Origin of the sequence: Sphingopyxis sp., assembly GCF_050725655.1 — a bacterium.
Lineage (GTDB): Bacteria > Pseudomonadota > Alphaproteobacteria > Sphingomonadales > Sphingomonadaceae > Sphingopyxis.
In genome coordinates, this window is the sequence record NZ_JBOHHT010000091.1 from 26,389 (window position 1) to 50,745 (window position 24,357).

Genomic DNA, 24,357 nt, shown 5'->3' on the forward strand with positions numbered 1-24,357 from the left:
CTTACCGCGCTGCAACACTATTGCCATCGCGCTGTCACAATATCCGACGCAAAAAAGGACCCGCGGGCATGAAGCCAGCGGGTCCTTTTTGTTCCCTTTCGGGACGAAGCGAATCAGGCGATCGCGTTCACGCTCTTGGTCAGGCGCGAGAACTTGCGCGCCACGGTGTTTTTGTGGAGGACACCCTTGGCAACGCCGCGCGCCATTTCGGGCTGCGCCGCCTTCAGCGCGGTCGCGGCAGCGTCCTTATCGCCGGCGGCGACGGCGTTCTCGACCTTCTTCACCAGCGTGCGAATGCGCGAAACGCGATTCTTGTTCACGACAGTGCGCGCCGTGTTGCGGCGGATGCGCTTTTTTGCCTGCGGCGTATTGGCCATAAATTCCTCGGTTTCCAAACGGTCTAAGTCAGTCGGAGCGCAGCGTCACCGGAGCAGCCGAATCGCGCAAACAGGCGAATCAATGTCCGGATACGGCCGGTTCCGGTAACCCGGACCCTGCTCGAAGGGTGCGCGCATAGCCAGCTTGGCCGATTTGGTCAATGCCTATTGCGGGAAAGCGCACGCATTACCGCTGGCATTTCGGACAATAAAAGGTCGATCGGCTCGATTGCACGATCCGCGCGATCGTCCCGCCGCATTCGCAGGTCTCGCCCTCGCGGCCATAGACGCGCCAGTCCTTCGCGAAATAGCCGAGATCGCCCTCGGGGCTGAGAAAATCGCGCAAAGTCGAGCCGCCGGCCGCGATCGCCGCGGTCAGCACATCCTTGATCGCCGGCATCAGCGCGGCGATCTTCGCCTTCGATACATCGGCGGCGGGCTTGGTCGGCGCGATGCGCGCCATGTTGAGCGCCTCGCAGACATAGATATTGCCGAGCCCCGCAACGACCGTCTGGTCGAGCAGCATCGCCTTGATCGGCGCGCGCCGCCCGGCAAGCGCTCTGGCGAGATAAGCGGCGTCGAAAGCGTCGGACAGGGGCTCGGGGCCGAGCGTGACGAAAGCGGGAAACAGCGTCAGCGGATCGCCGCTCACCAGATCGACCGACCCGAAGCGCCGCGGATCGTGAAGGAACAGCCGGTGCCCCGCCGCGGTTTCGAGCAGCAGATGATCGTGCTTGCCCGCCTCGCCGCCCTCGGTCCGCCAGCGCCCCGACATGCCGAGGTGAAAGATCATATGATCGTCGCGGTCGGTCGACACGATGCCATATTTGGCGCGGCGCGAAAGCCCGGTGACGGTCGCGCCGGTCAGGCGTTGCGCGAGATCGGCGGGAAAGGGTCGGCGCAGGTCGGGGCGGAAGGTGGTGACCGCCGTCAGCCGCTGGCCTTCGAGGAAGGGCGCGAGGCCGCGGACGGTGGTTTCGACTTCGGGGAGTTCGGGCATATCATCTATCCGGCTACGCGCCATTTGCCTGCACGGCAAGGCCCGGCTAAAGGCCGACGCAACACACCATCTCCCCGCAAAGGCGCGCAATCCATGGCCACTCCCGACACCGTCAGCTTCGGCTATGAACAGGTCCCCGCGGGCGAGAAGACCGCGATGGTCGGCGAAGTGTTCAGCCGCGTCGCGCGCAAGTACGACATCATGAACGATGCGATGTCGGGCGGCATGCACCGCCTGTGGAAAGATCGCTTCGTGCGCCGCGTGAAGCCGCGCGAGGGCGAGACGATCCTCGACATGGCGGGCGGCACCGGCGACATCGCCTTTCGCATGGAGCGGTTCGGCGCCAGCATCACGGTCGCCGACATCAACCCCGACATGCTCGGCGTCGGCGTCGAGCGCGCCGCGACACGCGGTATCGACAGCCTCGTCTGGTCCGAGCAGAATGCCGAGAAGCTGTCGTTCCCCGGCCAGTTTTTCGACGCCTATACGATTGCTTTCGGCATCCGCAACGTCACCGACATCCCGGCCGCGCTGAAGGAAGCGCACCGCGTGCTGCGCTATGGCGGGCGTTTCTTCTGCCTCGAATTTTCGACCAACGAATGGCCGGGTTTCGCGCAGGCTTACGACGCTTACTCGCACCACCTCGTCCCCAAGCTCGGCAAGCTGATCGCCGACGATGAGGACAGCTATCGTTACCTGATCGAATCGATCCGCCGCTTCCCGCCGATGCCCAAATTCGCGCGGATGATCCGCGATGCGGGCTTCACAGCGGTGAAGGTCGAGCCGATCCTCGGCGGGCTCGTCGCGATCCACAGCGGGTGGAAGGCTTGACCCGACCCGTCACCCATATCGTCCGCTTGCTGAAGTGGGGGCGTATCCTTGCGCGCCACGGGGCGCTGCGCGGGATCGAAGCCGCGCCCGAAACGCCGCCGGGCGTGAAGCGCCTGTGCCGGATCGCGCGGTTCGGCACGATCCAGCCGAAAATCCCCGATTATGCCACCGCCTTCCAGGCGATCGGCCCCGCGGCGGTGAAACTCGGTCAGACGCTCGCGACGCGCCCCGACCTCGTCGGCGAGGAAGCGGCGCGCAATTTGCTGAGCCTGCAGGACGCGCTCGCGCCGGTCGGTTTCGATCGGATCCGGCAGGAAATCGAGGCAACGTTCGAGGTCCCGCTCGAAAGCCTCTACAGCGAATTCGACCCCGAACCGGTCGGCTCGGCCTCGATTGCGCAGGTCCACCGCGCGGTCACCACCGAGGGCCGGAAAGTCGCGGTGAAGGTCCGCCGCCCGGGGATCGACAAGCAGTTCGCGCGCGACATCGAAACCTATGAATGGGCGGCCGCGCATCTCGAGGCGCTCGGCGGCGAAGCGACGCGGCTCCGTCCGCGCGAGGTGATCGCCAATTTCCGCCGCTGGACCTTGCGCGAGCTCGACCTCCGCCGCGAGGCCGCCTCGGCGTCCGAGCTTGCCGACGCGATGGTCGGGGTCCCGACTTACGAGGTGCCGGCGATCGACTGGGACCGCACCGCGAGCCGCGTGATGACGCTCGACTGGATCGACGGCATCAAGATTTCGCACCGCGACGCGCTGATCGCGGCGGGGCACGACATGGAGAAACTGTCGGCGAACCTCGTCAACGCCTTCCTGCGCCAGGCGATCGCCGAAGGTTTCTTCCACGCCGACATGCACCAGGGCAATTTGTTCGTGAAGGCCGACGGCACGATCGCCGCGGTGGACTTTGGCATCATGGGACGGATCAACCGCCAGGCGCGCTACTGGCTCGCCGAGATCCTTTATGGCCTGACGACGGGCAATTACCGCCGCGTCGCCGAGATTCATTTCGAGGCGCAGTACGTCCCCGACTATCACAATGTCGAAGAATTCGCGACGGCACTGCGCGCGGTCGGCGAGCCGATGCGCGGCAAACCGGTGAGCGAGCTTAGCGTCGGGCAGATGCTCGATGGACTGTTCGCGATCACCCGCGATTTCGACATGCAGACCCAGCCGCACCTGCTCCTTCTCCAAAAGACGATGGTGATGGTCGAGGGCGTCGCGACGATGCTCAATCCCAAGATCAACATGTGGAACGTCTCGGGCCCCTTCGTCAGCGAATGGATCCGCGACGAGCTCGGTCCCGAGGCCGCGCTTGCCGACGGTCTGCGCGAACAGGGCAAGACGCTGGCTCTGATCCCCGACATCATCCGCCGCCTCGATGCGCAGCTCCCCAAGAAGGGCGCCGCGCCGCCAGCACCACCGCTCCCCGAGATTCCGCTGATGTGGGACAAGGGCGAGAGAAAGCGCTGGTGGCGCTATGCACTGACTGCGCTGGTCGGCGCGGCGGTAGGCGCCGGCGTCCTGAACTGGCTGAGCTGACCATCGCCCGGTCGACCTGTGGCACTTGGTTACCGGACATTTACCCTAAATCACTATGGCATGACCTCGACCAACCCCGGACGTGAAATCCGGACAAAACCGAGGTTTCATGCGCCACGACATTCTGATTGCCAATTCGACAAGTGCGGTCGACACGCTTCCCCTCGAGGTGGCGGTCGTGGTGCCGACGCTCAACGAAGCCGCCAATGTCGAAAAACTGATCGAAAAACTCTCGGTCGTCCTTGCCGGTCGCGGCTGGGAAGTCGTCTTCGTCGACGATAATTCGCCCGATGGGACGAGCGAGCTGGTGCGCCGCATCGGCCGCGCATCGCGGCATGTGCGCATCATCCAGCGCGTCGGCCGCCGCGGCCTGTCGTCGGCGGTGGTCGAGGGAATATTGGCGACCGCCGCGCCGGTTATCGCGGTGATGGACGGCGACCTGCAGCATAGCGAGGACGCGCTGCCGCGGCTGATCGACGCGATCGCGGGCGGCGCCGACATCGCGGTCGGCACGCGTTATGTCGCGGGCGGCGGGATCGGCGAATGGGACAAGGACCGCGCGCGGATGAGCCGCCTCGCCACGCGCGCCGGGCAGATCGCGCTCGGCACCGACGTGTCCGATCCGATGAGCGGCTTTTTCGCGGTGCGCCGCGATGCCTTCGAACGCGCGCTGCCGCGCCTGTCGGCGATTGGCTTCAAGATATTGATCGACATATTGGCGTCGAGCCCGGCGCCACTGAAGGTCGCAGAAATCCCCTATCAATTCCGCATCCGCGAAGCCGGCGAGAGCAAGATCGGCGCGCGCGTGATCGCCGAATATGCCGAACTGATCGCCGACAAGACGATCGGCCGATTCGTACCCGTGCGTCTGCTCAAATTCCTGATGGTCGGCGGGCTCGGCGTGTTCGTCCACCTCGCCGTCCTGCGCGCGATCCTTGGCACCGGAAGCGCCTTTATCGCCGCGCAGACGGCCGGCGTGATGACGGCGATCGCGTTCAACTTCTTCCTCAACAACAGCTTCACCTACGCTGACCGCAAGCTGAACGGCTGGCGCCTCGTCGGCGGGCTCGCGAGCTTTTATGCGATTTCGGCGCTCGGCGCGGTCGCCAATATCGGTATCGGGACGTTGATGGCCGGGCACGACGAACGCTGGTGGGTGGCGGGGGTCGCGGGCGTGCTGGTCGGCGCGATCTGGAACTTCGCCATGTCGTCGGCGCTCACATGGCGAAAATGATGGCGGGTACGCCGGGCTGGAACCGCTTCGACGGGGTTTCGCGCCCCGTTGCGGCGGCGATGCTGGGTCTGCTCGCCTTGTTGATGGCTTGGAGCGTGCAGAGCGGTGTCGGCCGCGACCATGTCGCGGTGGCAAAACCCACATCGGCGCAATTCGACGGCCTCGTCGGCGATCATGCGCTCTACGCGCGCATCGCGAAGCGGGTCGCAGCGGGCGAATCCTATTACGCCGCGGCCGCCGCCGAACACCGCGCCGGCGATTATCCGCTGCGTCCCTTTGTGACGGTCCGTTTGCCGACACTGGCATATATCGTTACCGCGCTTGGCGAACGGAAGGCGATGCTTCTCTTCCTCGTCATCGGCGGCGCGGCCATCCTAGCGTGGTACAGGCGGCTGCGGACCGAGTCCGCGCTTCCGCGCTACGCGGCGGTCGGCGCGCTGTTCGTCGCGGCCAACCTGACCCAGCTCGCCGCGCGCGAATGGCTGTTCATCCACGAAGCCGCGGCGGGCGTGCTCCTCGCGCTCGCGCTCGCCCTGTATCGCCCCGCCCGTCCGTGGTGGACCATGGCGATCGTCGTCGCCGCGCTCGCGATCCGCGAGACCGTGCTTCCGGTCGCGATGCTGCTGGGGCTTTTTGCGCTGATCGATCGCGACTGGCGCGCGGCGGCGGGCTGGCTCGCGATCGGACTATGCTTCGCGGCGGGCCTCGGCGCGCATGTCGCGGCGCTGGCGGCGGTCACGACCCCCGCCGACGCCGCAAGCCAGGGCTGGAACGGACAGGGCGGCTGGATTGCCTATCTGTCGTTCGTCCAGGCATCGTCGCTGCTTCGCTTCTTCGCGGGGTGGGTCGGCGCGCTGCTCGTGCCGCTCGCGCTGCTCGGTTGGGCGGCGTGGCGCTCGCGGCTCGGGCTTGCGGGGCTGCTGGTCCAGCTCGGCTATGCCGCATTGCTGATGCTCTTTGCGCGCCCCGCCAACTTCTATTGGGCGATGCTCGTCACGCCGACCCTGTTCATCGGCCTCGCCTTCGCACCCGCCGCGTTGACCGCATTGGTGCGATCGTTGCGACAGCCGATGAAGGCGATTCCCGCTGCGGTCATTTAAGGCGTCCGCTTGAACTGAGGCGAGGAAGCGCATAACTGATGCGCGAAGGAGACGGCGATGAAACAAACCCAGTCGATCGCCGCCCGCTTGCGGCAGGCTTGCCACCGCTGATGTCCGCTCCGCGCATTCTTCTTATCATTGGCGGCGGCATCGCGGCCTATAAATCGATCGAGCTTGTTCGCCTGCTGCGCAAGGCGGGCCATGTCGTGCGCTGCGTCGTCACGCGGGCGGGCGAGCAGTTCGTGACGCCGCTGACGCTCGCCGCGCTGAGCGAGAACAAGGTCTACACCAATCTCTTCGACCTCAAGGACGAGGTCGAGATGGGGCATATCCAGCTGAGCCGCGAGGCCGACCTGGTCGTCGTCGCGCCCGCAACCGCCGACCTGCTGGCCAAGATGGCAGCGGGCATCGCGGACGACCTGGCGACCACGCTTCTGCTGGCGACCGACAAGCCGGTGCTCGCCGCCCCCGCGATGAATGTGCGCATGTGGCTGCACGCCGCAACACGGCGCAATATTGTGACCTTGCGCGGCGATGGCGTGACCGTGATGGAGCCCGACGAGGGCGAGATGGCGTGCGGCGAATATGGACCGGGGCGCCTGCCCGAGCCGGCGACGATCAAGGCTGCGATCGACGCGGCGCTTGCCGCTGCGCCAACACCTGTCGCGCTGACCCCGCCCGCAACGCTGGCGGACCAGCCCGATTTCGCCCCCGCGAACCGGCGTCCGCTCTATGGCCGCCGCATCCTGATCACCGCTGGCCCGACGCACGAGCCGATCGATCCGGTACGCTACATCGCCAACCGGTCGAGCGGAAAGCAGGGTTTTGCCATCGCCGCCGCCGCCGCCGAAGCGGGCGCCGAGGTGCTGCTGATCGCCGGCCCGGTCCCGCTGCCGACCCCGCCGGGCGTGATCCGCGTCGATGTCGAGACCGCGGTCGAGATGGCCGCCGAAGTGGCTGAAGGTCTGCCGGTCGATGCCGCGATCATGGTCGCAGCGGTCGCCGACTGGCGCGCCGCCGACACCGCGCCGCAAAAGATCAAAAAGGACGGCAGCGGGCAGGTTCCGCCGCTCGCGCTCGCCGAAAATCCCGACATCCTCGCCGGTCTCGCCAAATCGCCCGAACGCCCGAAACTGCTGATCGGTTTTGCCGCCGAAACCAACGACGTGATCCAGCATGCGCAGGCGAAGCTCGCACGCAAGGGATGCGACTGGATCGTCGCGAACGACGTTGCCGCCGACCCGATGGGCGGCGAAAGCAACCGGGTGCATATCGTTAGCAAAGACGGCATAGACAGCTGGGACCGGCAGCCCAAAGACGCCGTCGCCCGCAAATTGATGGAAAAGATCGCCGATGAGCTCGAAAAACGCGCACCTCTTGAAAGAGATTGAGATCGCCATCCAGCGGCTACCCAACGGTGGCGGCCTGCTTCTGCCCGCCTATGCCAGCGATGGCGCGGCGGGAATGGATGTCGTCGCCGCCGAGACGCTGACGCTGCGCCCCGGCGCGCGCCACGCGGTCGCAACCGGCTTCGCGATGGCGATTCCGGCTGGCTATGAAGTGCAGGTGCGCCCACGCTCGGGGCTCGCGCTCAAACATGGCGTCACCTGCCTCAACACGCCGGGCACGATCGACAGCGACTATCGCGGCGAAGTGAAGGTGATCCTCGCCAACCTTGGTGATGAGCCTTTCGACATCAAGCGCGGCGACCGGATCGCGCAGTTGGTGCCCGCCCCCGTCCAGCGCGCAGCCTTTGCCGAAGTCGAAACGCTCGACGAAACCGAGCGCGGCGACGGCGGCTTCGGGTCGACAGGCGTCGAAAGCGACGCGATCGATGAAACCGCGAACGCGGTCGGCCTGGCGTCCCTTTCGGCGATAAAGACCCGGCGATCGGGCGAATAATTTGCTCAGCAACGTCGAACTCGACCGTTATGCCCGTCAGATCATCCTGTCGGCCTTTGGCGGCGCGGGGCAGGCGAAGCTGAAGGGGGCGCATGTCGCGATCATCGGCGCGGGTGGGATCGGCTGTCCGGCGATCACCTATCTGGCTGCGGCGGGCGTCGGCAAGCTGACAATCATCGATCACGACCACGTCGAACTCAGCAACCTCCAGCGCCAACCTTTGTTCACCGACGCCGATATCGGTGCGCGCAAGGCCGAAGTCGCAGCCAATGCCGCACGGCGGATCAATCCGCATGTCGAGGCAGTTGCGATTGCCGAACGGCTCGACGACGACAACGCCGAATCATTGTTGGCAGGTGCGAACCTGATCCTCGACGGCTGCGACAATTTCGATACGCGGCTGGCGGTCAACCGCGCTGCCGTCGCGCTACACATCCCGCTGCTCAGCGCGGCGATCGGCGCCTTCGAGGGGCAAGTCGCTCTCTATGAAGGCTGGCGTGCGGACAGCGCCTGTTACGCCTGCCTTGTCGGCTCCGATCCCGACCGCGAAGGCATCAATTGCGCCGAAACCGGCGTGATGGGCGCGCTCGCAGGCATGATCGGCACGATGGCGGCGCTGGAGGCGGTGCGCGCGCTCACCGGTCTCGGATCGTCGTTGACCGGCCGGCTCGCGATCGTCGATATGCTCGACCGACGCTGGCGTGAGGTCGGCGTGCCCAAGGATCCGCAATGCCCGACCTGCCGAGCCTGAATATCATCGTCGCGGTCGCCGAGGGTCGGCGGCTCTACGCCGCGCTTGAAGCGGGGATAGCCGCGGCGGCGCTGGGGCGGCCGGTACGGATCTTCCTGCAGGGCGAGGCCGCGGCGTTGCTTCGCGACCCCGTCTCCTTCGCCGGCGACGAGGCGCGCGCCGCAGCTGGCCAACCCGACCTCGCCTGGCTCGCCGAGGAGGCGATCGCGATGGAGATCGACCTTTTCGTCTGCCAGTCGGGCATGGCGCTCGTCGGCATGGCGGCGACCGAACTGGTGCCGCATGTTCGCGCTGCGGGGCTGGTCAGCTTCATGGCCGCGATCGGCGCCGAAGACCGACTGATCGTTTACTGAAACATGATCCTCCCTGTGGCGAAGCCATGGGGAGGTGGCAGCGCGAAGCGCTGACGGAGAGGCCATGACGCAACGTCGCAGCCCCTCCACCACTCGCTTCGCGAGCGGTCCCCCTCCCCATCGCTTCGCGACGGGGAGGATCAAACGGTTATGGATTATCGCAGACCTTGATCGCATCGGGCTCGGGACGCCTGCCCTCGGGCTCGAAGCGCGCGAGATAACCCCCGGCGTGCTGCTTGTCGTCGTAGGACACGAGCTTGTAGCCCACCGCCTCGAACTCGCAGACGAGCAGGCGGAAGGGCGTGCCATGCTGCGCGATCGGCCGGTCGCCGTCGACGACAAGCACCTGCCCGCCTTTGCGCAGCGCCGGACGCAGCCGCCACAGGAACGCGTAAGGTTCGCCGATCTCATGATACATATGGACCATGAAGACACGGTCGAAGCTGGCGGCAGGCAGCCGCGGATCGTCGACCGCGCCGAGTTTCAGCGAGACATTGTCGAGCCGCTCGCGCGCGACGCGGTCCGCGAGCCGCTCGATCACCTCTGGAATGATGTCCTGCGCGAGGACGCGGCCGCCGACGCCGACGCGCTGCGCCAGACGCACCGTATAATAGCCGTCGCCCGCGCCGATGTCGGCGACGGTCATGCCGGGTCGCACGTCGGCCGAGTTCATGACATCCTCGGCCTCGTTGACGCGGTCGCGCGCTTCCTCGGTCGACCATTTGGTCGAGACGGTCGGCGCGACAGGCCGGTCGGCGGGCGGAAACTCCCGCGCGGTCTCGGCGCGGTCGCTGCCCTCGTCCCACGGCGCATCGCAGCCGTTCAGCAGCGGCAGGAGCGCCAGCAGGACGGCCGCTGCGCGCTTCATCAGTCGATATCTTCCACTTCGACCTTTTCGCCGGTTACCTTCTGCGACAGCGCCGCCGCCATGAAGGGGTCGAGCGCGCCGTCGAGCACGTCGCCGGGCGCGGTCGAGGTCACGCCGGTGCGCAGGTCCTTCACCAGCTGATACGGCTGGAGGACATAGGAACGGATCTGGTGGCCCCAGCCGATCTCGGTCTTCGCCTGATATTCGCCCGATGCCGCAGCCTCGCGCTTCTGGAGCTCGGCTTCGTACATCCGCGCCTTCAGCATCCCCATCGCGGTCGCGCGGTTTTTGTGCTGCGAACGGTCGTTCTGGCTGGCGACGACGATGCCCGTCGGGATGTGCGTGATGCGCACCGCCGAATCGGTGGTGTTGACGTGCTGCCCGCCCGCGCCCGAGGCGCGATAGGTGTCGATCTTGAGGTCGCCTTCGTTGATCTCGATGTCGATATTGTCGTCGATCACCGGATAGACCCACACGCTCGAAAAGCTGGTGTGGCGACGCGCCGAACTGTCATAGGGCGAGATGCGAACGAGGCGGTGGACGCCGCTTTCGGTCTTCGCATAGCCATAGGCATTTTCGCCCTTAACCAGCATCGTCGCCGATTTGATGCCCGCCTGTTCGCCCGCCTGATATTCGACCAGCTCGACCTTCAGCCCGCGCTTTTCGGCCCAGCGGCTGTACATGCGCTGGAGCATTTCGGCCCAGTCCTGGCTTTCGGTGCCGCCGGCGCCCGCATGGACTTCGATATAGGCGTCGTTGGCATCGGCCTCACCCGCAAGCAGGGCCCTGATCTTGTCTTCCTCGGCGCGTGCCGCGAGGACGCCAAGCGAAGCCACGGCCTCATCGACCATCGCCTCGTCGCCTTCCATTTCGGCCAGCTCGATCAGTTCGGCGGTGTCGGCGCATTCGGTTTCGATCGCGCGCGTCGCATTGATCGCCTCGTCGAGCCGGCGGCGTTCGCGCATGACTTCCTGCGCCGCCTTGGCGTCGTTCCACAGCGTCGGGTCCTCGACCTTCGCATTGAGTTCGTCGAGCCGCCGCACCGCGCGGTCCCAGTCAAGGAAACGCCGCAGCAGCGCCAGCGCGGCGCCAATCTTGTCGATATGATCCTGCGCTTCGGCGCGCATGTCCTTGCTCCTGAAATATGTTGATCCCGCCCTTACGGCTTCAAGCGCCGCAGGGGAAGGAGGTCCAAGCCGTCAGATGATGCCGCCGCGGTCGTCGAGGAAGTCGCTGTCGGTGCGGCCGGTCGATCCCTTTTGCGACGGACCGCCGGTCGCCCGCCGCTGCGTCCTGATCGGCTTGATTTCCTCTTCGCGGATCGTGCGGCGCGGTTCGCTTTCGGGCTTGAAGGCTTCCCAGATGATCGACGCCTTGGGATCGGTTCCCGGCCAGCTGCCATAGACGCGGCGGCCCGACTGGCGGTCGATGCGCACCATGCGCACGCCCTTCGGCGCCGAAAAGGGAATCGGCTGGCGCGCGGCGAGCGCGGCGAGCGCGAAATCCTTGAAGATCGGCGCCGCATAGCTGCCACCCTGCGCATAACCGCCCATGCTGCGCGGCTGGTCGAATCCGATATACATACCCGCGATCACGTCGGGGGTCCCGCCGACGAACCACACGTCGTTCGGCCCCGAGGTCGTACCCGTCTTGCCGAACAGCGGCACATCGAGGTCGCGAAGCCGCACCGCGGTGCCGCGCTGGACGACGCCTTCGAGCATATGGACGACCTGATAGGCGGTGATCGCGTCCATCAGCTGCTTGCCCGACTTGGCGAAGCGCGGCATCGGCCGGCCGTCCCAATCCTTCTTGTTGCAGCCCTCGCACGGTCGCCAGTTCGCCGGAAAAATCACTTTGCCGCGGCGGTCCTGCGCATAGTCGATCACGCGCGGTTTCAGTTCGCGGCCGTGGTTGGCGAGCATCGCGTACGCGTTGGTGATCTTTTCGACCGTCGTCGTCCCGGCGCCGAGCGCGGTCGAAAGATAAGGCTCGTGCTTGCCGATGCCCATCGTCTGGATCGTTTCGACGATCGGTTCCATGCCGACCTGGCTCGCGGTGCGCACCGTCATCAGGTTGCGCGACTGCTCGAGACCCCAGCGCATCGTATGCTCGCCCGATCCGCCGCCGCCGCCAAAGTTGCGGAAGCATTTGTTGCCGAGGCTGGCGCCCTGATAGACGCAGAAGGGCCCGTCGACGATCATCGTCGCGGGGGTCATGCCATTATCGAGCGCGGCGGCGTAGACGAAGGGCTTGATCGTCGAACCCGGCTGGCGTTCGGCCTGTGTCGCGCGGTTGAAGGGCGACAGGCGCACGTCGAAGCCGCCCTGCATCGCATAGATGCGGCCCGAATGCGGGCTTTCGACGACCATGCCGCCCGATACTTCGGGAATGTTGCGAAGCGCATAGCTGCTGCCGCCGTTCAATTTGACGGCGATCAGGTCGCCGGGGCGCATCGCGGAAAAGGCGCTGCCGCCGGTCTTGCGATAGCCCATCGTCGCGGCGCTGGCGGGCAGCGTCCCGGTGTCGCCATTGGCGAAGCCGATTCGCGCCGCGCCTGGCGATTTCGAGAGCACCGTGGCGACGCGCCAATTGTCGTAATCGATGCCGATGAAGCTCGACGCGAGGCGGCTCTGCCACTGGTCGTCGGCCTCGATCGTCGCGATCGGCCCCGACCAGCCCTTGCCCGCGTCGTAACGCTGGAGCCCCTTGCGCAGCGCCATGGTCGCGCCCTGCTGCATCTTGCCGTCATAGGGCGTGCGCACCCAGAGGCCGCCGGCATAGACGCTGTGCGGCCCCTTGTCGGCGGTTTCGCCGAACTGCGCGATCAGCTGGCGCCGCACCTCTTCCATATAATAGCCGCCGACCTGCGCGATCGCGGTGTTGCCTGTGTTGGTGAGGCCGAGCGGCATCGCGCGCGCGGCGTCGCGCTGCGCGGTGCTGATCCAGCCATTGTCCTGCATCGACCCGAGGACAAAATTGCGCCGCGCGATCGCCTCGCGTTCGAACCGCGCACGGCCGTATTTTTCGGGCGCCTTGGGCAAGATCGCGAGGAAGGCCATCTCGTGCAGCTGGAGCTGGTCGACATCCTTGTCGAAATAGGCACGGCTCGCCGCCTGCACGCCGAAGGCGCGGCGGCCGAGCGGGATTTCGTTGAGATAAAGCTCGAGAATCTGTTCCTTGGTCAGCGCATCCTCGATGCGCATCGCGAGGATCGCCTCGCGCACCTTGCGGCGATAGCTGAGTTCGTTCGTCAGCAGCAGGTTCTTCGCGACCTGCTGGGTGATCGTCGAGGCGCCGATGGGGCGGCCGCTGTTCGTCAGATTGGTGATGATCGCCGAGGCGATCCCCGGATAGTCGATGCCGCCGTGGCTGAAGAAGGTCTTGTCCTCGGCCGCGAGGAAGGAGCGCACGAGGAGTTGCGGATATTCGCTATATTCGAGCTGGACGCGGCGTTCGCGGGCATAGCTGTGCACCGGCTTGCCTTCGCCGTCGCGGACCATCGTCGGCAGCGGCGGTTCATAGTCGCGTAGCTGGTCGACCGACGGCAGATCGCGCGCGAAAACTGCCCATATCAGCGCAAGAAAGAGAATGCCCGCCAGCGCGAGATAGCCGAGCCAACGGAACCAGCGCCGCGTCCACATATCGCCCAGCCATGCGATGACGGCATTGCTGTCGCGGCGCAGGCGCAGGCGGAAATCGGGCGGACTGTCAGCGGCCATATGTCCCCGCCTCTAAAGCCTGTGTCGACGAAAGGGAAGCGTGCTTGCGGCGAGGTGCGCGACTATGCCATTCGGGTCAGGTCGAGCAGCGCCGAGCGCAGCATCGCGGCCACTTCGCCGTGCACCGCGCCCGCCGAAACGCGGTCTTCTTCATACAGCATTTCGTCGGCGGCAAAGCCGAGCTCGACCGCCAGCCGCAGCCGCGACCATAATATTTTGCGATCGATACCGGGAAGGTGCGGCGCACAGGCATCGGCGAGCCGGCCGGTCACATGGCGATGCGATTCGAGCCGGACATGGACGAGGCGCGGCGTCGCGTGCAGCGCGCGCAATATCCACACCGCCCCCGGTTCGGCGCGCGTCACCGCGGCGTTTGCGGCCAGCAGGTCGCCGATATGATCGGCCATGCCCCCGATCCCGCCCGGCGCATGGCGCGCGATCCAGCGTTCGAGCACCGCGTTCTGACGCTCCATCAGCCGCCGCCCGAGCGCCTCGATCACCGCATATTTGTCATCGAAATAGCGATAAAGCGCGGGCGGCGTCAGTCCGGCGCGCGCGGCGATCATATTGGTCGAAATCCGCTCGAGCCCCACCTCTGCGAGCAATTCGCCCGCGACGTCGAGCAGGCGGCCTTGCGTCTGCCGCGCGCGGTCCTGCTTCGGCGGCTGGCGGGCGGCGGCGATCACCGCGCCCGGCCGCGTGCACTGACCGGCCAGATGTCGACGAGCGTGTCGCCCGCGACGATATGATAGAAATCATAGAGATTCACCGTCGGGTCGCAGTGCGGCACCGTCAGGCTGACCGGATCGCCGGGCGCAAGCTGCGTCCCGATCTCGGGCGCGATCAGCGCGGCATGCTCGTCACCCATGAAGGCGAAGAACGACGTTTCGGGCGCGCCCCGTTGTACCACCGCGACGCCGCCGTCGGTCGACAGCGACTTGTATCCGGCGTCGATCGTGACGAGCCCGCTGTGATTGGCGCTGACGACGCGCGCGTCGACCGCCAGCGAAACTTCGAACGGCGGCTCGGCGCCATCGGCGATGTCGCAGTCGAGATATTGCTTGTCCATGAAGACATAGGAACCCGCCTGCAATTCGTTGAAGACGCCGAGGTCGAGATCGATGCGGTGCGTGCCGGTGCCCGATCCGGTGACGATAGCGGGCGCGAAACCCGCAGCGGTCAGCGCGGCGGTCACCTCCTGCAGATAGGCGGTGCGCTCGACGATCGCGACGCGGCGGTCGGCGTAGCTTTCGATATGCTGCTGCGACCCGCAGTAGAATTGCACACCCCGATATTCGAGATTGGGCGATTCGGAGATTACTTTAGCCAAGGCCACGGCCGCTTCGGCCGAAGCGACGCCGGTGCGCGCGATGCCAGGGTCGATGTCGATGATGACGTCGAGCTTCGTTTCGGTTGCCGCAAGCGCCGCGTCGATGCGTCCGGCTACGTCCGGATGGTCGACGACCGCCATCAGTCCTTCGGCGATTGCCGCAAGCGCGGCGAGGCGATCGACCGCTGCGGGCGCGGCGACGGGCGAGGTGATCAGGATGCCGGTTACGCCGCCCTCGGTCAGCACCTCGGCCTCGCCTATCTTGGCGCAACAGACGCCGACGGCGCCGGCCGCCTTCTGGCGTAGCGCAATATCGACGCTCTTGTGCGTCTTGGCATGCGGACGCAGCGCGACGCCATGCTTTGCGGCAAGCGCCGCCATCCGCTGGATATTCCGGTCGAGCGCGTCGACGTCGAGGACGAGCACGGGCGTATTGAGGTCGGCGCGCGAACCCTGCTGGCCGATCAGATGGTCGTGCAATTCTCGGTCGGTCGTCATGCGAACAATGTCTCCAGATGCGGATTGAGAAATTTGCCGTGCGGGTCGGCGGCGCGGCGCACCGCTGTATAGCGCCCCACCATCGGGTAAAGCGCGGCAACGTCGGCGCGGCTCAGCGTGTGGCGCTTCGCCCAATGCGGGCGGCCGCCGGCGCCGCGAAAGATCGCCTCGGCATCGGCGAACAGGGCTGCCCAGGGCATTTTCGCATATTGGTGCATCGAGATCGCGGCGACGGGCCCGGCGTTCATCGGGCTCATCCAGATATCGTCGGCGGCGACGGTGCGATATTCGAACGGAAAGGTGACCGGCAGCCGTTTCTTGCGGATCCAGCCGACGACCTCTTCCAGCGTTTCTAGTCCGGCGCTTCGCGGCATCTCATATTCCATTTCTTCGAAGCGCAGCGTCCGGTCGGAGGGAAAGATGCAGTGCGCGGGGCCGCGGCGGCGGCCGGAAATGCCGCTTTTCATCATCAGGCGTTGTAGAAAGGGGGTGAGGAACGGCAGCCGCGCTGAAATGTCGAGGATGCGGCGAAACGTCGCCTCCTCCATATCGGTCGTGCTCGGCGGCGGGTCGCACGGGTCGCACGGATCGAGCGTTTTCAGGATCACCTGATCGCTGTGCGGGAAGAACCAGAATTCGATGTGCCGGTGCTGCTGCGCCAGCTCGTCATAGCTTTCGCGTATTTCGGCCCAACGGCGCTTTTCGATCCGTTCGGCAAGGTGGAAGGCGGGAACCACCGCGACCTCGACCTCGGTCGCGACGCCGAACAGCCCGAGCGACAGGCGCTGCGCCTGATAAAGATCGGCGTTCGTGTCGGCATCGCACCAATGCGCCTCGCCATCGGCGCCGACGAGGCGGAACCCGCGCGCGAAGGTCGAGAGCGAGCCGAGGTCGACCCCGGTGCCATGCGTGCCCGTCGCCATCGCGCCCGCGAGCGACTGCGGATTGACGTCGCCTTGGTTGGCAAGCGCCAACCCCTCTTCCCACAGCGCCGCGGTCAGGCGGCGGATGCTCCACCCCGCGGGGATGCGCGCGGTCCGACGGTCGGCGGCGATGTGGATCGTGCCCGCCATATCGTCGAGGCTGACAATGAACTCGCCCGATTCGCAGAGCGGCATGAAGCTGTGCCCCGCGCCGGTGACGCGCAGCCGGTTCGCGCTGCGGACGAGCGCCGCCAGCTCATCCTCGCTTTGCGGGCGCGCGACCTGTCCGCTTGCGGTGACGCTGCCCGACCAGTTGCTCCACGCCATGCTTCATCTCCCGCAGCGAGCGCGTCGAAGCTGTGCGCCACAGAAAAGTTAGTCAAGACTATATTATTGCCGGACCGGCAACGTCAGCGTGCCGCGACCTGCCGCGCGAAATGGATTTGCACCGCGGCGCGCACTCCGCGCGCGACCTTTTTCCGGCCCGCCGACGAGGCGAGAAACTCGCTATCCTCCTTGTTCGAAATGAAACCCGTTTCGAACAAGACTGACGGGGTGTCGGGCGCCTTCAGCACGATGAAGGAGGCGAAGCGATGCGCCGTCGTGCGGAATTTGACGTCGCCCGACGCCTCGCGCTGGAGAAGCCGCGCGAAGTCGGATGCGACGTTCATCGTCTCGCGCTGGGTGAGGTCGAGCAGGATCGCCGACACGTCGCCGCTGTGCGCACCGAGATCGACACCGTTGATGAGGTTCGCCTTGTTTTCGCGCGCGGCGAGCCGCGCCGCCTCGCGATCGGAGGCGACCTCGGACAGCGTATAGATCGATGCGCCGCTGGCCCGCTGGTTTTCGGCGGCGTCGGCGTGGACCGAGATGAACAGATCGGCCTTCAGCCGCCGCGCGATGCCATAGCGTTCCTCGAGCACCAGAAAGCGGTCGTCCGAGCGCGTGAGCGCGACGCGGACGCGGCCCGAGGCGAGCAGGTCGTCGCGGATCGCGCGGGCGAGCGCGAGCGTGATGTCCTTCTCGCGCTTGCCGCTGTGTGGTGAAATCGCGCCGGGGTCGTGCCCGCCATGGCCGGCATCGATCACGACGAGCGGCAGGCGGCTGTTCGCCGGCCCCTCGATGCGCGGCAGCGCCACCGAAGGCTTCGGCTTTCCGATCGGAACGGTCACGCTGTAGCGTTTTTCGGGCCGTTTGGCGCGAAATCCCGCGGAGGGCTGCAATTGGGGGCGTGGGCCACGTGATGCGCGTTCGAACCGATTCACCGAATCGCCGATCGGGATCGCGTCCACCTGCCCCGTCAGCGTCGATGCCGGGGTCGCGATAATGCCAAGCAGGACGAGCAGCGGGCTCATGGCGCGTCTATGCCGCCCGAGGCGCGCGATGGTCCAGCGCTTATTCGAAACATGACGCCCCCGGCCGCAGAACATGGTGAAACAAGGATTAGCCGAGACGCATGAAAGCCCAGTTAACTGCCGAATAACCAAATTCGATGCAGCGTGCATATTTGCAACACGTCGGTGCCATCCTATCTTTGTACGGCGGTTGTGGTTGCCGTCGGCACATGCCGATGCTAGCACGCCCTCACTGACGGTGTCGTTCCCGGTGCCGTCCGGCCTTTTGAGGGGAGGGCCTGCTCCGCGAATATGCGGATCATGGCCGCCTTGGCGCCGGACATGCGGGGAAGGGCGACCTGCCGCCAGTCCACCCGGTTGACCGGACAGTCGGGGCGTTCGCTTGCGCGCCCGCCCTGCCCGCCCGCTCATCCCGTAACAGGTTGATGCCGCATGAGGCTTGCCATGCCCTCTTTATATCCCGACGCGGGCGCTTTCGCCCCGGCCGTCGCCGGATTTGAAGACCGCATGCGCGTCCAGGACCGGACGCAGGCTCCTTTCGGCAATAACGTCTTTTTTCTTTTCACCCGTATCCACCGCGGCCCGCCCTCGGGCAGGTTCGCGGGATTTTTTGATGGCGCGCTAAGGCGCGCTTGGAGTGTTACTAATGACCACGCGCATGTTGATCGACGCGCGGCACCGGGAAGAAACCCGGGTCGCCGTCACCAAGGGAAACCGCATCGAGGAGTTTGACTTCGAGTCCGCAGAGCACAAGCAGCTCAAGGGCAATATCTATCTGGCCAAGGTTACCCGTGTCGAACCGTCGCTTCAGGCGGCGTTCGTCGAATATGGGGGCAATCGCCACGGCTTCCTCGCCTTTAGCGAAATCCACCCCGACTATTACCAGATTCCGAAGGAAGACCGCGACGCGCTGCTCCGCGAAGAGGCCGAGCATGCCGCCGCCGCCGCGCAGCGCGCCGAGGAAGACCTCGACGAGCTCGAAGGCGATGTCGCCGACGTCGAATATCATGACGAGGACGATAACGGCGACAGCCGCGACGATCGCGACGACGACCGGGACGATCACGACGATCATGATGACGGCGACGACAATGGCGACGCCGAGGAAGGCGATGCCGAAGAGGGCGCCGAAGGATCGGAAGGCGCGGAAGGAACCGGAGATGGCCGCGGCGACCGCCGGGGCCGAGGCCGTGGGCGCGGCAACAACAACCGCAAGGGCGGCCGCGGCCGCAGCCGCCGCAATGACGACGAAGATAGCGAAAACCGCATGTCGTTGCGCCGCCGCTACAAGATCCAGGACGTCATCCGCCGCCGTCAGGTGATGCTGGTCCAGGTCGTCAAGGAAGAACGCGGCAACAAGGGCGCTGCCCTCACCACCTATCTGTCGCTCGCCGGCCGTTATTGCGTGCTGATGCCGAACACGATGCACGGCGGCGGCATCAGCCGCAAGATTTCGAACGGCGCCGATCGCCGCAAGCTGAAGGCGATGATCGACGAACTCGCGCTGCCGCCGTCGATGGGCTGCATCGTCCGCACCGCGGGGATGAGCCGCACCAAGGTCGAGATCAAGCGCGACTTCGACTATCTCGCGCGCCTGTGGGACGAGATTCGCCAAAAGACGCTGGAATCGAGCGCGCCGGCGCTGGTCCATTCCGACAGCGACCTGGTGAAGCGCGCGATCCGCGACATCTATCATAAAGACATCGAGGAAGTGCTCGTCGAGGGCGACGAGGGCTACAAGGCCGCGAAGCAGTTCATGAAGCTGTTGATGCCCAGCCACGCGCGGCGCGTGAAGCAATATGCCGATCCCGTGTCGCTCTATCAGCGATACGGCGTCGAGGACCAGCTCGCCGGGATGCTCAATCCCGTCGTCCAGCTGAAATCGGGCGGCTATCTGGTGATCAACCCGACCGAGGCTCTGGTGTCGATCGACATCAACTCGGGCCGCTCGACCCGCGAGCATAATATCGAGCAGACCGCGGTCAGCACCAACTTGGAGGCCGCGCACGAAATCGCCCGCCAGCTGCGCCTGCGCGACATGGCCGGACTGGTCGTGATCGATTTCATCGACATGGATCATGGGTCGAACGTCCGCAAGGTCGAGCGCGCGATGAAGGATGCGCTGAAGAACGACCGCGCACGCATCCAGGTCGGCCGCATCTCGGGCTTTGGCCTGATGGAGATGAGCCGCCAGCGCCTGCGCACCGGCGTGCTCGAAGCGTCGACGCGTCCGTGCCCGCATTGCGAAGGCACCGGCCTCGTCCGCACCGCCTCGTCGGCAGGGCTCAGCGCGCTGCGCCTGATCGAAGAAGAAGCGGCACGCGGCAAGGGCAACAAGATCACCCTGCGCGCGAGCCAGGAAGCGACCTTCTACCTCCTCAACGAAAAGCGCCGCGAACTGCGCGAAATCGAGGAACTCTACGGCGTTACGGTGGAAATCCTGCCCGATGGCGAGACCGAGGGCGCGCGCATGGCGGTCGAGGTCAGCGGCCCGCCGCCGATCGCGCGCCGCAGCTTCGCCCCGATCGCGCCGATCGAGGACGAGGACGAGGACGACGACTATCCCGAGGACGAGGACGAGGACGAGCAAGAAGAAGCCGAAGAAGAGGGGGCCGAGGAGCGTCCCGCGCGTTCGCGTGACCGCGAAGAAGGCGCGCGCGACCGCGAAGGAGGCGAAGGCGAAGGCGATGGCGACGGACGCAAGCGCCGCCGCCGCCGCCGCCGTGGCCGCCGCGGCCGCCGCGACGAGAATGGCAATGAAATCGTCGAAGGCGGCGAAGAGCACGACGCCGAGGGCGAAGCTGCCGACGGCAGCGAAGGCGAGGCCGCACCGGCCGAAGCCGAAAGCGAAGCCGATGTGGAGGCCGAAGCAGCCGAAGCCAAGCCGCGCCGCCGCCGTGGTGGTCGTGGCCGCAAGCCCAAGGTCGATGTCGTAGATGGCGTCGATGGCGAAATCGCCGAAGCCGAAGCGGCTGCGCCGGTAGAAGCCGAAGCCGCCGAAACGGTGGTCGAGGAGGCTCCGGCCGCCGAGGAAAAGCCGAAGCGCAAGCGCGCCCCGCGCAAGACCAAGGCAGCAGCCGAAGCCGAAGCCGCCGAAACGGTCGTGGAAGCCGTCGAGGCAGCCCCCGTCGTCGAAGCTTTGCCCGAGCCCGAAGTCACGGCAGAGCCCGAAGCAGCCAAGCCCGCGCCGAAAAAGCGCGCGAGCCGCGCCAAGAAGGCGCTCGCCGCTGAAGCCGTACCCGAAGCCGCTACGACGCGCGAGGCCGAACCGGTCGCCGCCAATGGCGACGAGGACGGCGAAGGCCCCGACGGCGAACCGCGCCGCGGCTGGTGGCAGCGCACGTTTGGCAATTGATCGTCCAAGCCGATCAGGCGGCAACTGATCTAGGCCGATTGATCGCATAAGCACGATCTGCACCTTGCGTCCGCGCGCACTGACCCCCAATAAGCCCACATGGCTTCACTCGGGGTTCAGGCGCGCGGCGCAAGAGAGGCGGGGATGACCGCTTTCCCGCCGCAACCCGCATTCGGGGCGCCAAGGCTGCGCTCCATTTTCCGTATCGCGCTGACATTGCTCGCAATGTTCGCCATCGCGCTGCGCCCGGCGATGGCACAGTCGATCCTGCGCGACGCCGAAACCGAAGCGCTGTTTCAGGACATGATGGACCCGCTGCTCGTCGCCGCGGGGCTCAAGCCCGGGCAGGTGCGCGTCCATCTGCTCGGCGACCGCAGCATCAACGCCTTTGTTGCCGGCAGCCAGGACATCTATGTGTTCAGCGGGCTGATCGAGGCCGCGGACAGCGCCGAAGAGGTGCAGGGTGTGCTCGCGCACGAACTCGGCCATGTGATGGGCGGCCACGCGATCCGCGTCAACGAGGGCGCCAAGACCGCGACAGGCATCTCGCTCCTCAGCCTGCTGCTCGGCGCCGCGGCGATCGCGGCGGGCGCGGGCGAGGCGGGCATGGGCGTCATGATGGCGGGGCAACAGGCCGCGCTCGGCAAGTTTCTCGCGTTCAGCCGCGTCCAGGAATCGACCGCCGACGCCGCCGGCGCACAATATCTGTCGAAAGCCGGGATCAGCGGACGCGGCAGCCTCGCCTTTTTCAAGAAATTGCAGAATCTCGAATTTCGGTACGGGATCAAGCAGGACGACGATCAGGCTTATGGCCGGACCCACCCGATGTCGGGCGACCGCATCCAGACGCTGCGCGAAGTCTATGTCATCGATCCGGCGTGGGGAAAGCCCGCCGATCCGAAAATCGAGGCGCGCTTCCAGCGGATCAAGGCGAAGCTTTCGGGCTATATGGCCGAGCCCGAGCGGACGCTGCGCAAATTTCCCGAGAGCAACAGCAGCATTCCGGCGCGCTATGCCCGCGCCTATGCCTGGCACAAGAGCGCCTATCCGCAGAAAGCGCTGACCGAAGTCGAGGGCCTGCTCGCGACGAGCCCCAGCGACCCCTATTTTCTCGAACTCGAGGGCCAGGTGCTGCTCGAATCGGGGCGGCCCAAGGAAGCGATCCCCGCGCTGCGCAAGGCGGTCAGCCTGTCGCGGTCGCAGCCGTTGATCAGTGCGACGCTGGGCCATGCGCTGATCGCGACCGAGGATCCGGCGAATTATGCCGAGGCCGAAGAGGTGCTGAAAACCGCCGTCGCGCTCGACAATCAGAACCCGTTCGCCTGGTATCAGCTCGGTATCGTCTATGCGAACAAGGGCGATCAGGCGCGCGCGGCGCTCGCCTCGGCCGAACGCTATCAGTTGGAGGGTGGACAGTCGGGGCTCGCGCTGCGTAATGCCGAAATGGCGATGCAGGGCCTGCCCCAAGGCTCGCCCGACTGGATCCGTGCACAGGATATTTCGTTGGTGGCTCGCGCCGAGGTGGAACGCGAGCGCAAACGGCGTTAGATTCAATCGGGACAAAGCGGGGACCGCATCGCCAACGATGATGCGCAAGGGCAACAAGTGACTGACAGAAAAGACGATTATTACCAGCCGTGGCTGCGCGACCCCGCGCCGACGCCGAGTGGCGGCGCGCCGGCGCAGGGCGAAGGATTGGCGAAGCCGAAGGACGAGCCCCCCATTGGCATCGACCTCGCGCGATACAGCGCCCCCGAAAAGCCGCGCGACCCCTTGGTGAAGCCCGAGGCGATCAAGGCCGGGGCGGCGAACCTGTGGGATCGCATCCAGGGCGGCGCCGAAGCCTTTGCCGACTGGACGATCCGCGTCGGCGACCGCGCCGACATTCCGGCGCGCGTCGAAGCGATGGAAATTCCGCGCCGCTCACGCGAACTCGCGGCAAAGACCGGTGCCCTCACCGCGCGCGCCTTGCGCGCGGCGGGACGCGGATCGACGCAGGCCGGCCGCGCGGCAGCCAAGGCCAGCGGCGAGGCGTGGAACAAGATGGCGCTTGGCGACAAGGCCCGGAAACTGTCGAGCGAAGCCGGGCGCGGGCTCGGCGAAGTCGCCGGCAAGACGCGGGCCGGCGTCGTCGACATCGCCAAGGCGAGCGGCGATAGCCTTCGCGAGCAGCTTGGCGATGCCGCAAGCAAGCTGCGCCCCGCACCGCGCGAGGAACTGGCGCCGCCGCCATCGGGCCTCGAACAATTGCTCGCGCGCGAGGAAGCCGCTGCCGCGCAGGCGAACGCGCCTGCCGCCCCCGACCTGCCTCTCTTTGCAGGTGACGCTGCGATTCCGGCTGTGGCGAAGCCCGCATCGGCTGATTCGGCGAGCGCGATGGAAGGCGACGATCGCTCGCCGATTGCGCAGCCGGTAAAAACGACCGCGAATGCCAAGGCGATGCCGACACAGCGCTTGCCGCAGGTGAGGGGGATGGGAATGGAAGGCATTTCAACGCGCACGTGGAGGCTGGCGCTCGGCGGCATATTGCTCCTCGCCATTGCCTTCTGGCTCGGCGGCCGCTTCGGCGGCGGGATGAGCAAGAGCGAGGTCGAGACGATCGTCGCCGATTATATCAAGGCGAACCCGCAAATCATCCCCGAAGCGCTCGAGGCGCAACGGGGCAAGGAAATGGCCAAGGCGGTCGACGCGATCCGCCCCGCGCTCGAAAAACCCTATGCCGGGGCATGGGCGGGCAATGCCGACGGCGACGTCACTTTGGTAGTGTTCACCGACTATGCCTGCGGTTTCTGCCGCGCGAGCGTGCCCGACGTCGACCGGCTGATCCGCGAGGACAAGCGCGTAAAGGTCGTGTTCCGCGAGCTGCCGATCATCGCGCCGCAAAGCCGCGATGCCGCGCTGATGGCACTCGCCGCCGCACGGCAGGGCAAATATGACGCCTTCCACCACGCGATGTTCGCGGCGGGCTCGCTCGACAAGACGGCGATCGCCGCCGCGGCGGCAAAGGTCGGCGTCGTCACCGACGGCACCGCCGATGCCACCGCGAACGAAGCCTTGTTCCAGCGCGAACTCGACAGCAATCTCGCGATCGCAACCCAGCTGCAGCTCAACGCCACCCCGACCTGGATCGTCGGCAATCAGCTGTTCCAGGGCCAGATCGGTTATGACGGGTTGAAACAAGCCGTCGCGAAAGCGCGCGCGGCGAAAAGCTGAGGGTCGC

19 protein-coding genes and 1 pseudogene are annotated in these 24,357 nt (G+C 66.2%); 11 read left to right on the forward strand and 9 right to left on the reverse strand.

The window, feature by feature from the left end; genetic code table 11:
• Nucleotides 1-113: 113 nt before the first annotated feature.
• Entirely contained in the window at nt 114-377 is a 264-nt protein-coding gene (gene rpsT / locus ACREBX_RS13895) for a 30S ribosomal protein S20 (RefSeq protein WP_037514171.1), read from the reverse strand.
• 187 nt (nt 378-564) lie between these two features.
• On the reverse strand, nt 565-1,377 hold the full coding sequence (gene mutM, locus ACREBX_RS13900; protein ID WP_431562340.1) for a bifunctional DNA-formamidopyrimidine glycosylase/DNA-(apurinic or apyrimidinic site) lyase: 813 nt from the start codon (nt 1,375-1,377) through the stop codon (nt 565-567).
• Nucleotides 1,378-1,470: 93 nt separating this feature from the next.
• On the opposite strand from mutM, the gene ACREBX_RS13905 reads away from it, so the two are divergent.
• The 8 genes and pseudogenes from ACREBX_RS13905 to ACREBX_RS13940 all read left to right on the forward strand — a co-directional run bounded on the left by ACREBX_RS13905 (nt 1,471) and on the right by ACREBX_RS13940 (nt 9,089).
• On the forward strand, nt 1,471-2,208 hold the full coding sequence (locus ACREBX_RS13905; RefSeq protein ID WP_431562341.1) for a class I SAM-dependent methyltransferase: 738 nt from the start codon (nt 1,471-1,473) through the stop codon (nt 2,206-2,208).
• Nucleotides 2,205-3,749, forward strand: a complete 1,545-nt coding sequence (gene ubiB, locus ACREBX_RS13910; protein WP_431562342.1) for a 2-polyprenylphenol 6-hydroxylase — start codon at nt 2,205-2,207, stop codon at nt 3,747-3,749. Before ACREBX_RS13905 ends, ubiB begins: the two co-directional genes overlap by 4 nt.
• Before the next feature lie 109 nt (nt 3,750-3,858).
• Nucleotides 3,859-4,983 carry a glycosyltransferase gene (locus ACREBX_RS13915; protein ID WP_431562343.1) on the forward strand — a complete coding sequence of 375 codons (1,125 nt, stop codon included), beginning with the start codon at nt 3,859-3,861 and terminating at the stop codon, nt 4,981-4,983.
• On the forward strand, nt 4,971-6,083 hold the full coding sequence (locus ACREBX_RS13920; RefSeq protein WP_431562344.1) for a hypothetical protein: 1,113 nt from the start codon (nt 4,971-4,973) through the stop codon (nt 6,081-6,083). Before ACREBX_RS13915 ends, ACREBX_RS13920 begins: the two co-directional genes overlap by 13 nt.
• A 110-nt stretch (nt 6,084-6,193) precedes the next feature.
• A complete protein-coding gene (locus ACREBX_RS13925) occupies nt 6,194-7,474 on the forward strand; it encodes a bifunctional phosphopantothenoylcysteine decarboxylase/phosphopantothenate synthase (RefSeq protein ID WP_431562345.1) in 1,281 nt (426 codons plus the stop codon).
• Nucleotides 7,437-7,898 (forward strand): annotated as a pseudogene (gene dut / locus ACREBX_RS13930) (dUTP diphosphatase); the annotation flags it as partial. The gene ACREBX_RS13925 and the pseudogene dut, both read left to right, overlap by 38 nt.
• An 88-nt stretch (nt 7,899-7,986) precedes the next feature.
• The gene (locus ACREBX_RS13935; RefSeq protein WP_431562346.1) at nt 7,987-8,736 is read left to right on the forward strand and encodes a HesA/MoeB/ThiF family protein; all 750 of its coding nucleotides are present in this window, start codon (nt 7,987-7,989) and stop codon (nt 8,734-8,736) included.
• Nucleotides 8,715-9,089, forward strand: a complete 375-nt coding sequence (locus ACREBX_RS13940) for a DsrE family protein (protein ID WP_431562347.1) — start codon at nt 8,715-8,717, stop codon at nt 9,087-9,089. The genes ACREBX_RS13935 and ACREBX_RS13940 overlap by 22 nt, the downstream gene beginning before the upstream one ends.
• A 148-nt stretch (nt 9,090-9,237) precedes the next feature.
• On the opposite strand, the gene ACREBX_RS13945 is transcribed toward ACREBX_RS13940, so the two are convergent.
• The 7 genes from ACREBX_RS13945 to ACREBX_RS13975 form a co-directional block, all read right to left on the reverse strand.
• On the reverse strand, nt 9,238-9,957 hold the full coding sequence (locus ACREBX_RS13945) for a class I SAM-dependent methyltransferase (RefSeq protein ID WP_431562348.1): 720 nt from the start codon (nt 9,955-9,957) through the stop codon (nt 9,238-9,240).
• Nucleotides 9,957-11,084: a peptide chain release factor 2 gene (gene prfB, locus ACREBX_RS13950; RefSeq protein ID WP_431562349.1), complete on the reverse strand. Its 1,128-nt coding sequence runs from the start codon at nt 11,082-11,084 to the stop codon at nt 9,957-9,959. The genes ACREBX_RS13945 and prfB overlap by 1 nt, the downstream gene beginning before the upstream one ends.
• 72 nt (nt 11,085-11,156) lie before the next feature.
• Nucleotides 11,157-13,676, reverse strand: coding sequence for a penicillin-binding protein 1A (locus ACREBX_RS13955; protein WP_431562350.1), 2,520 nt, complete (start codon nt 13,674-13,676; stop codon nt 11,157-11,159).
• A 62-nt stretch (nt 13,677-13,738) separates the two neighbouring features.
• A complete protein-coding gene (locus ACREBX_RS13960; protein WP_431562351.1) occupies nt 13,739-14,362 on the reverse strand; it encodes a TetR/AcrR family transcriptional regulator in 624 nt (207 codons plus the stop codon).
• A complete protein-coding gene (locus ACREBX_RS13965; protein WP_431562352.1) occupies nt 14,359-15,504 on the reverse strand; it encodes a DSD1 family PLP-dependent enzyme in 1,146 nt (381 codons plus the stop codon). Before ACREBX_RS13965 ends, ACREBX_RS13960 begins: the two co-directional genes overlap by 4 nt.
• Entirely contained in the window at nt 15,501-16,754 is a 1,254-nt protein-coding gene (locus ACREBX_RS13970; RefSeq protein ID WP_431562353.1) for a D-arabinono-1,4-lactone oxidase, read from the reverse strand. Before ACREBX_RS13970 ends, ACREBX_RS13965 begins: the two co-directional genes overlap by 4 nt.
• A gap of 83 nt (nt 16,755-16,837) precedes the next feature.
• Nucleotides 16,838-17,857 carry an N-acetylmuramoyl-L-alanine amidase family protein gene (locus ACREBX_RS13975; protein WP_431562354.1) on the reverse strand — a complete coding sequence of 340 codons (1,020 nt, stop codon included), beginning with the start codon at nt 17,855-17,857 and terminating at the stop codon, nt 16,838-16,840.
• A 571-nt stretch (nt 17,858-18,428) separates the two neighbouring features.
• On the opposite strand from ACREBX_RS13975, the gene ACREBX_RS13980 reads away from it, so the two are divergent.
• From ACREBX_RS13980 to ACREBX_RS13990, 3 genes are all read left to right on the forward strand, one after another.
• Nucleotides 18,429-21,137, forward strand: a complete 2,709-nt coding sequence (locus ACREBX_RS13980) for an Rne/Rng family ribonuclease (protein WP_431562355.1) — start codon at nt 18,429-18,431, stop codon at nt 21,135-21,137.
• 144 nt (nt 21,138-21,281) lie between these two features.
• On the forward strand, nt 21,282-22,685 hold the full coding sequence (locus ACREBX_RS13985) for a M48 family metalloprotease (RefSeq protein ID WP_431562356.1): 1,404 nt from the start codon (nt 21,282-21,284) through the stop codon (nt 22,683-22,685).
• 57 nt (nt 22,686-22,742) lie between these two features.
• Entirely contained in the window at nt 22,743-24,350 is a 1,608-nt protein-coding gene (locus tag ACREBX_RS13990; RefSeq protein ID WP_431562357.1) for a thioredoxin domain-containing protein, read from the forward strand.
• Nucleotides 24,351-24,357 lie beyond the last annotated feature (7 nt).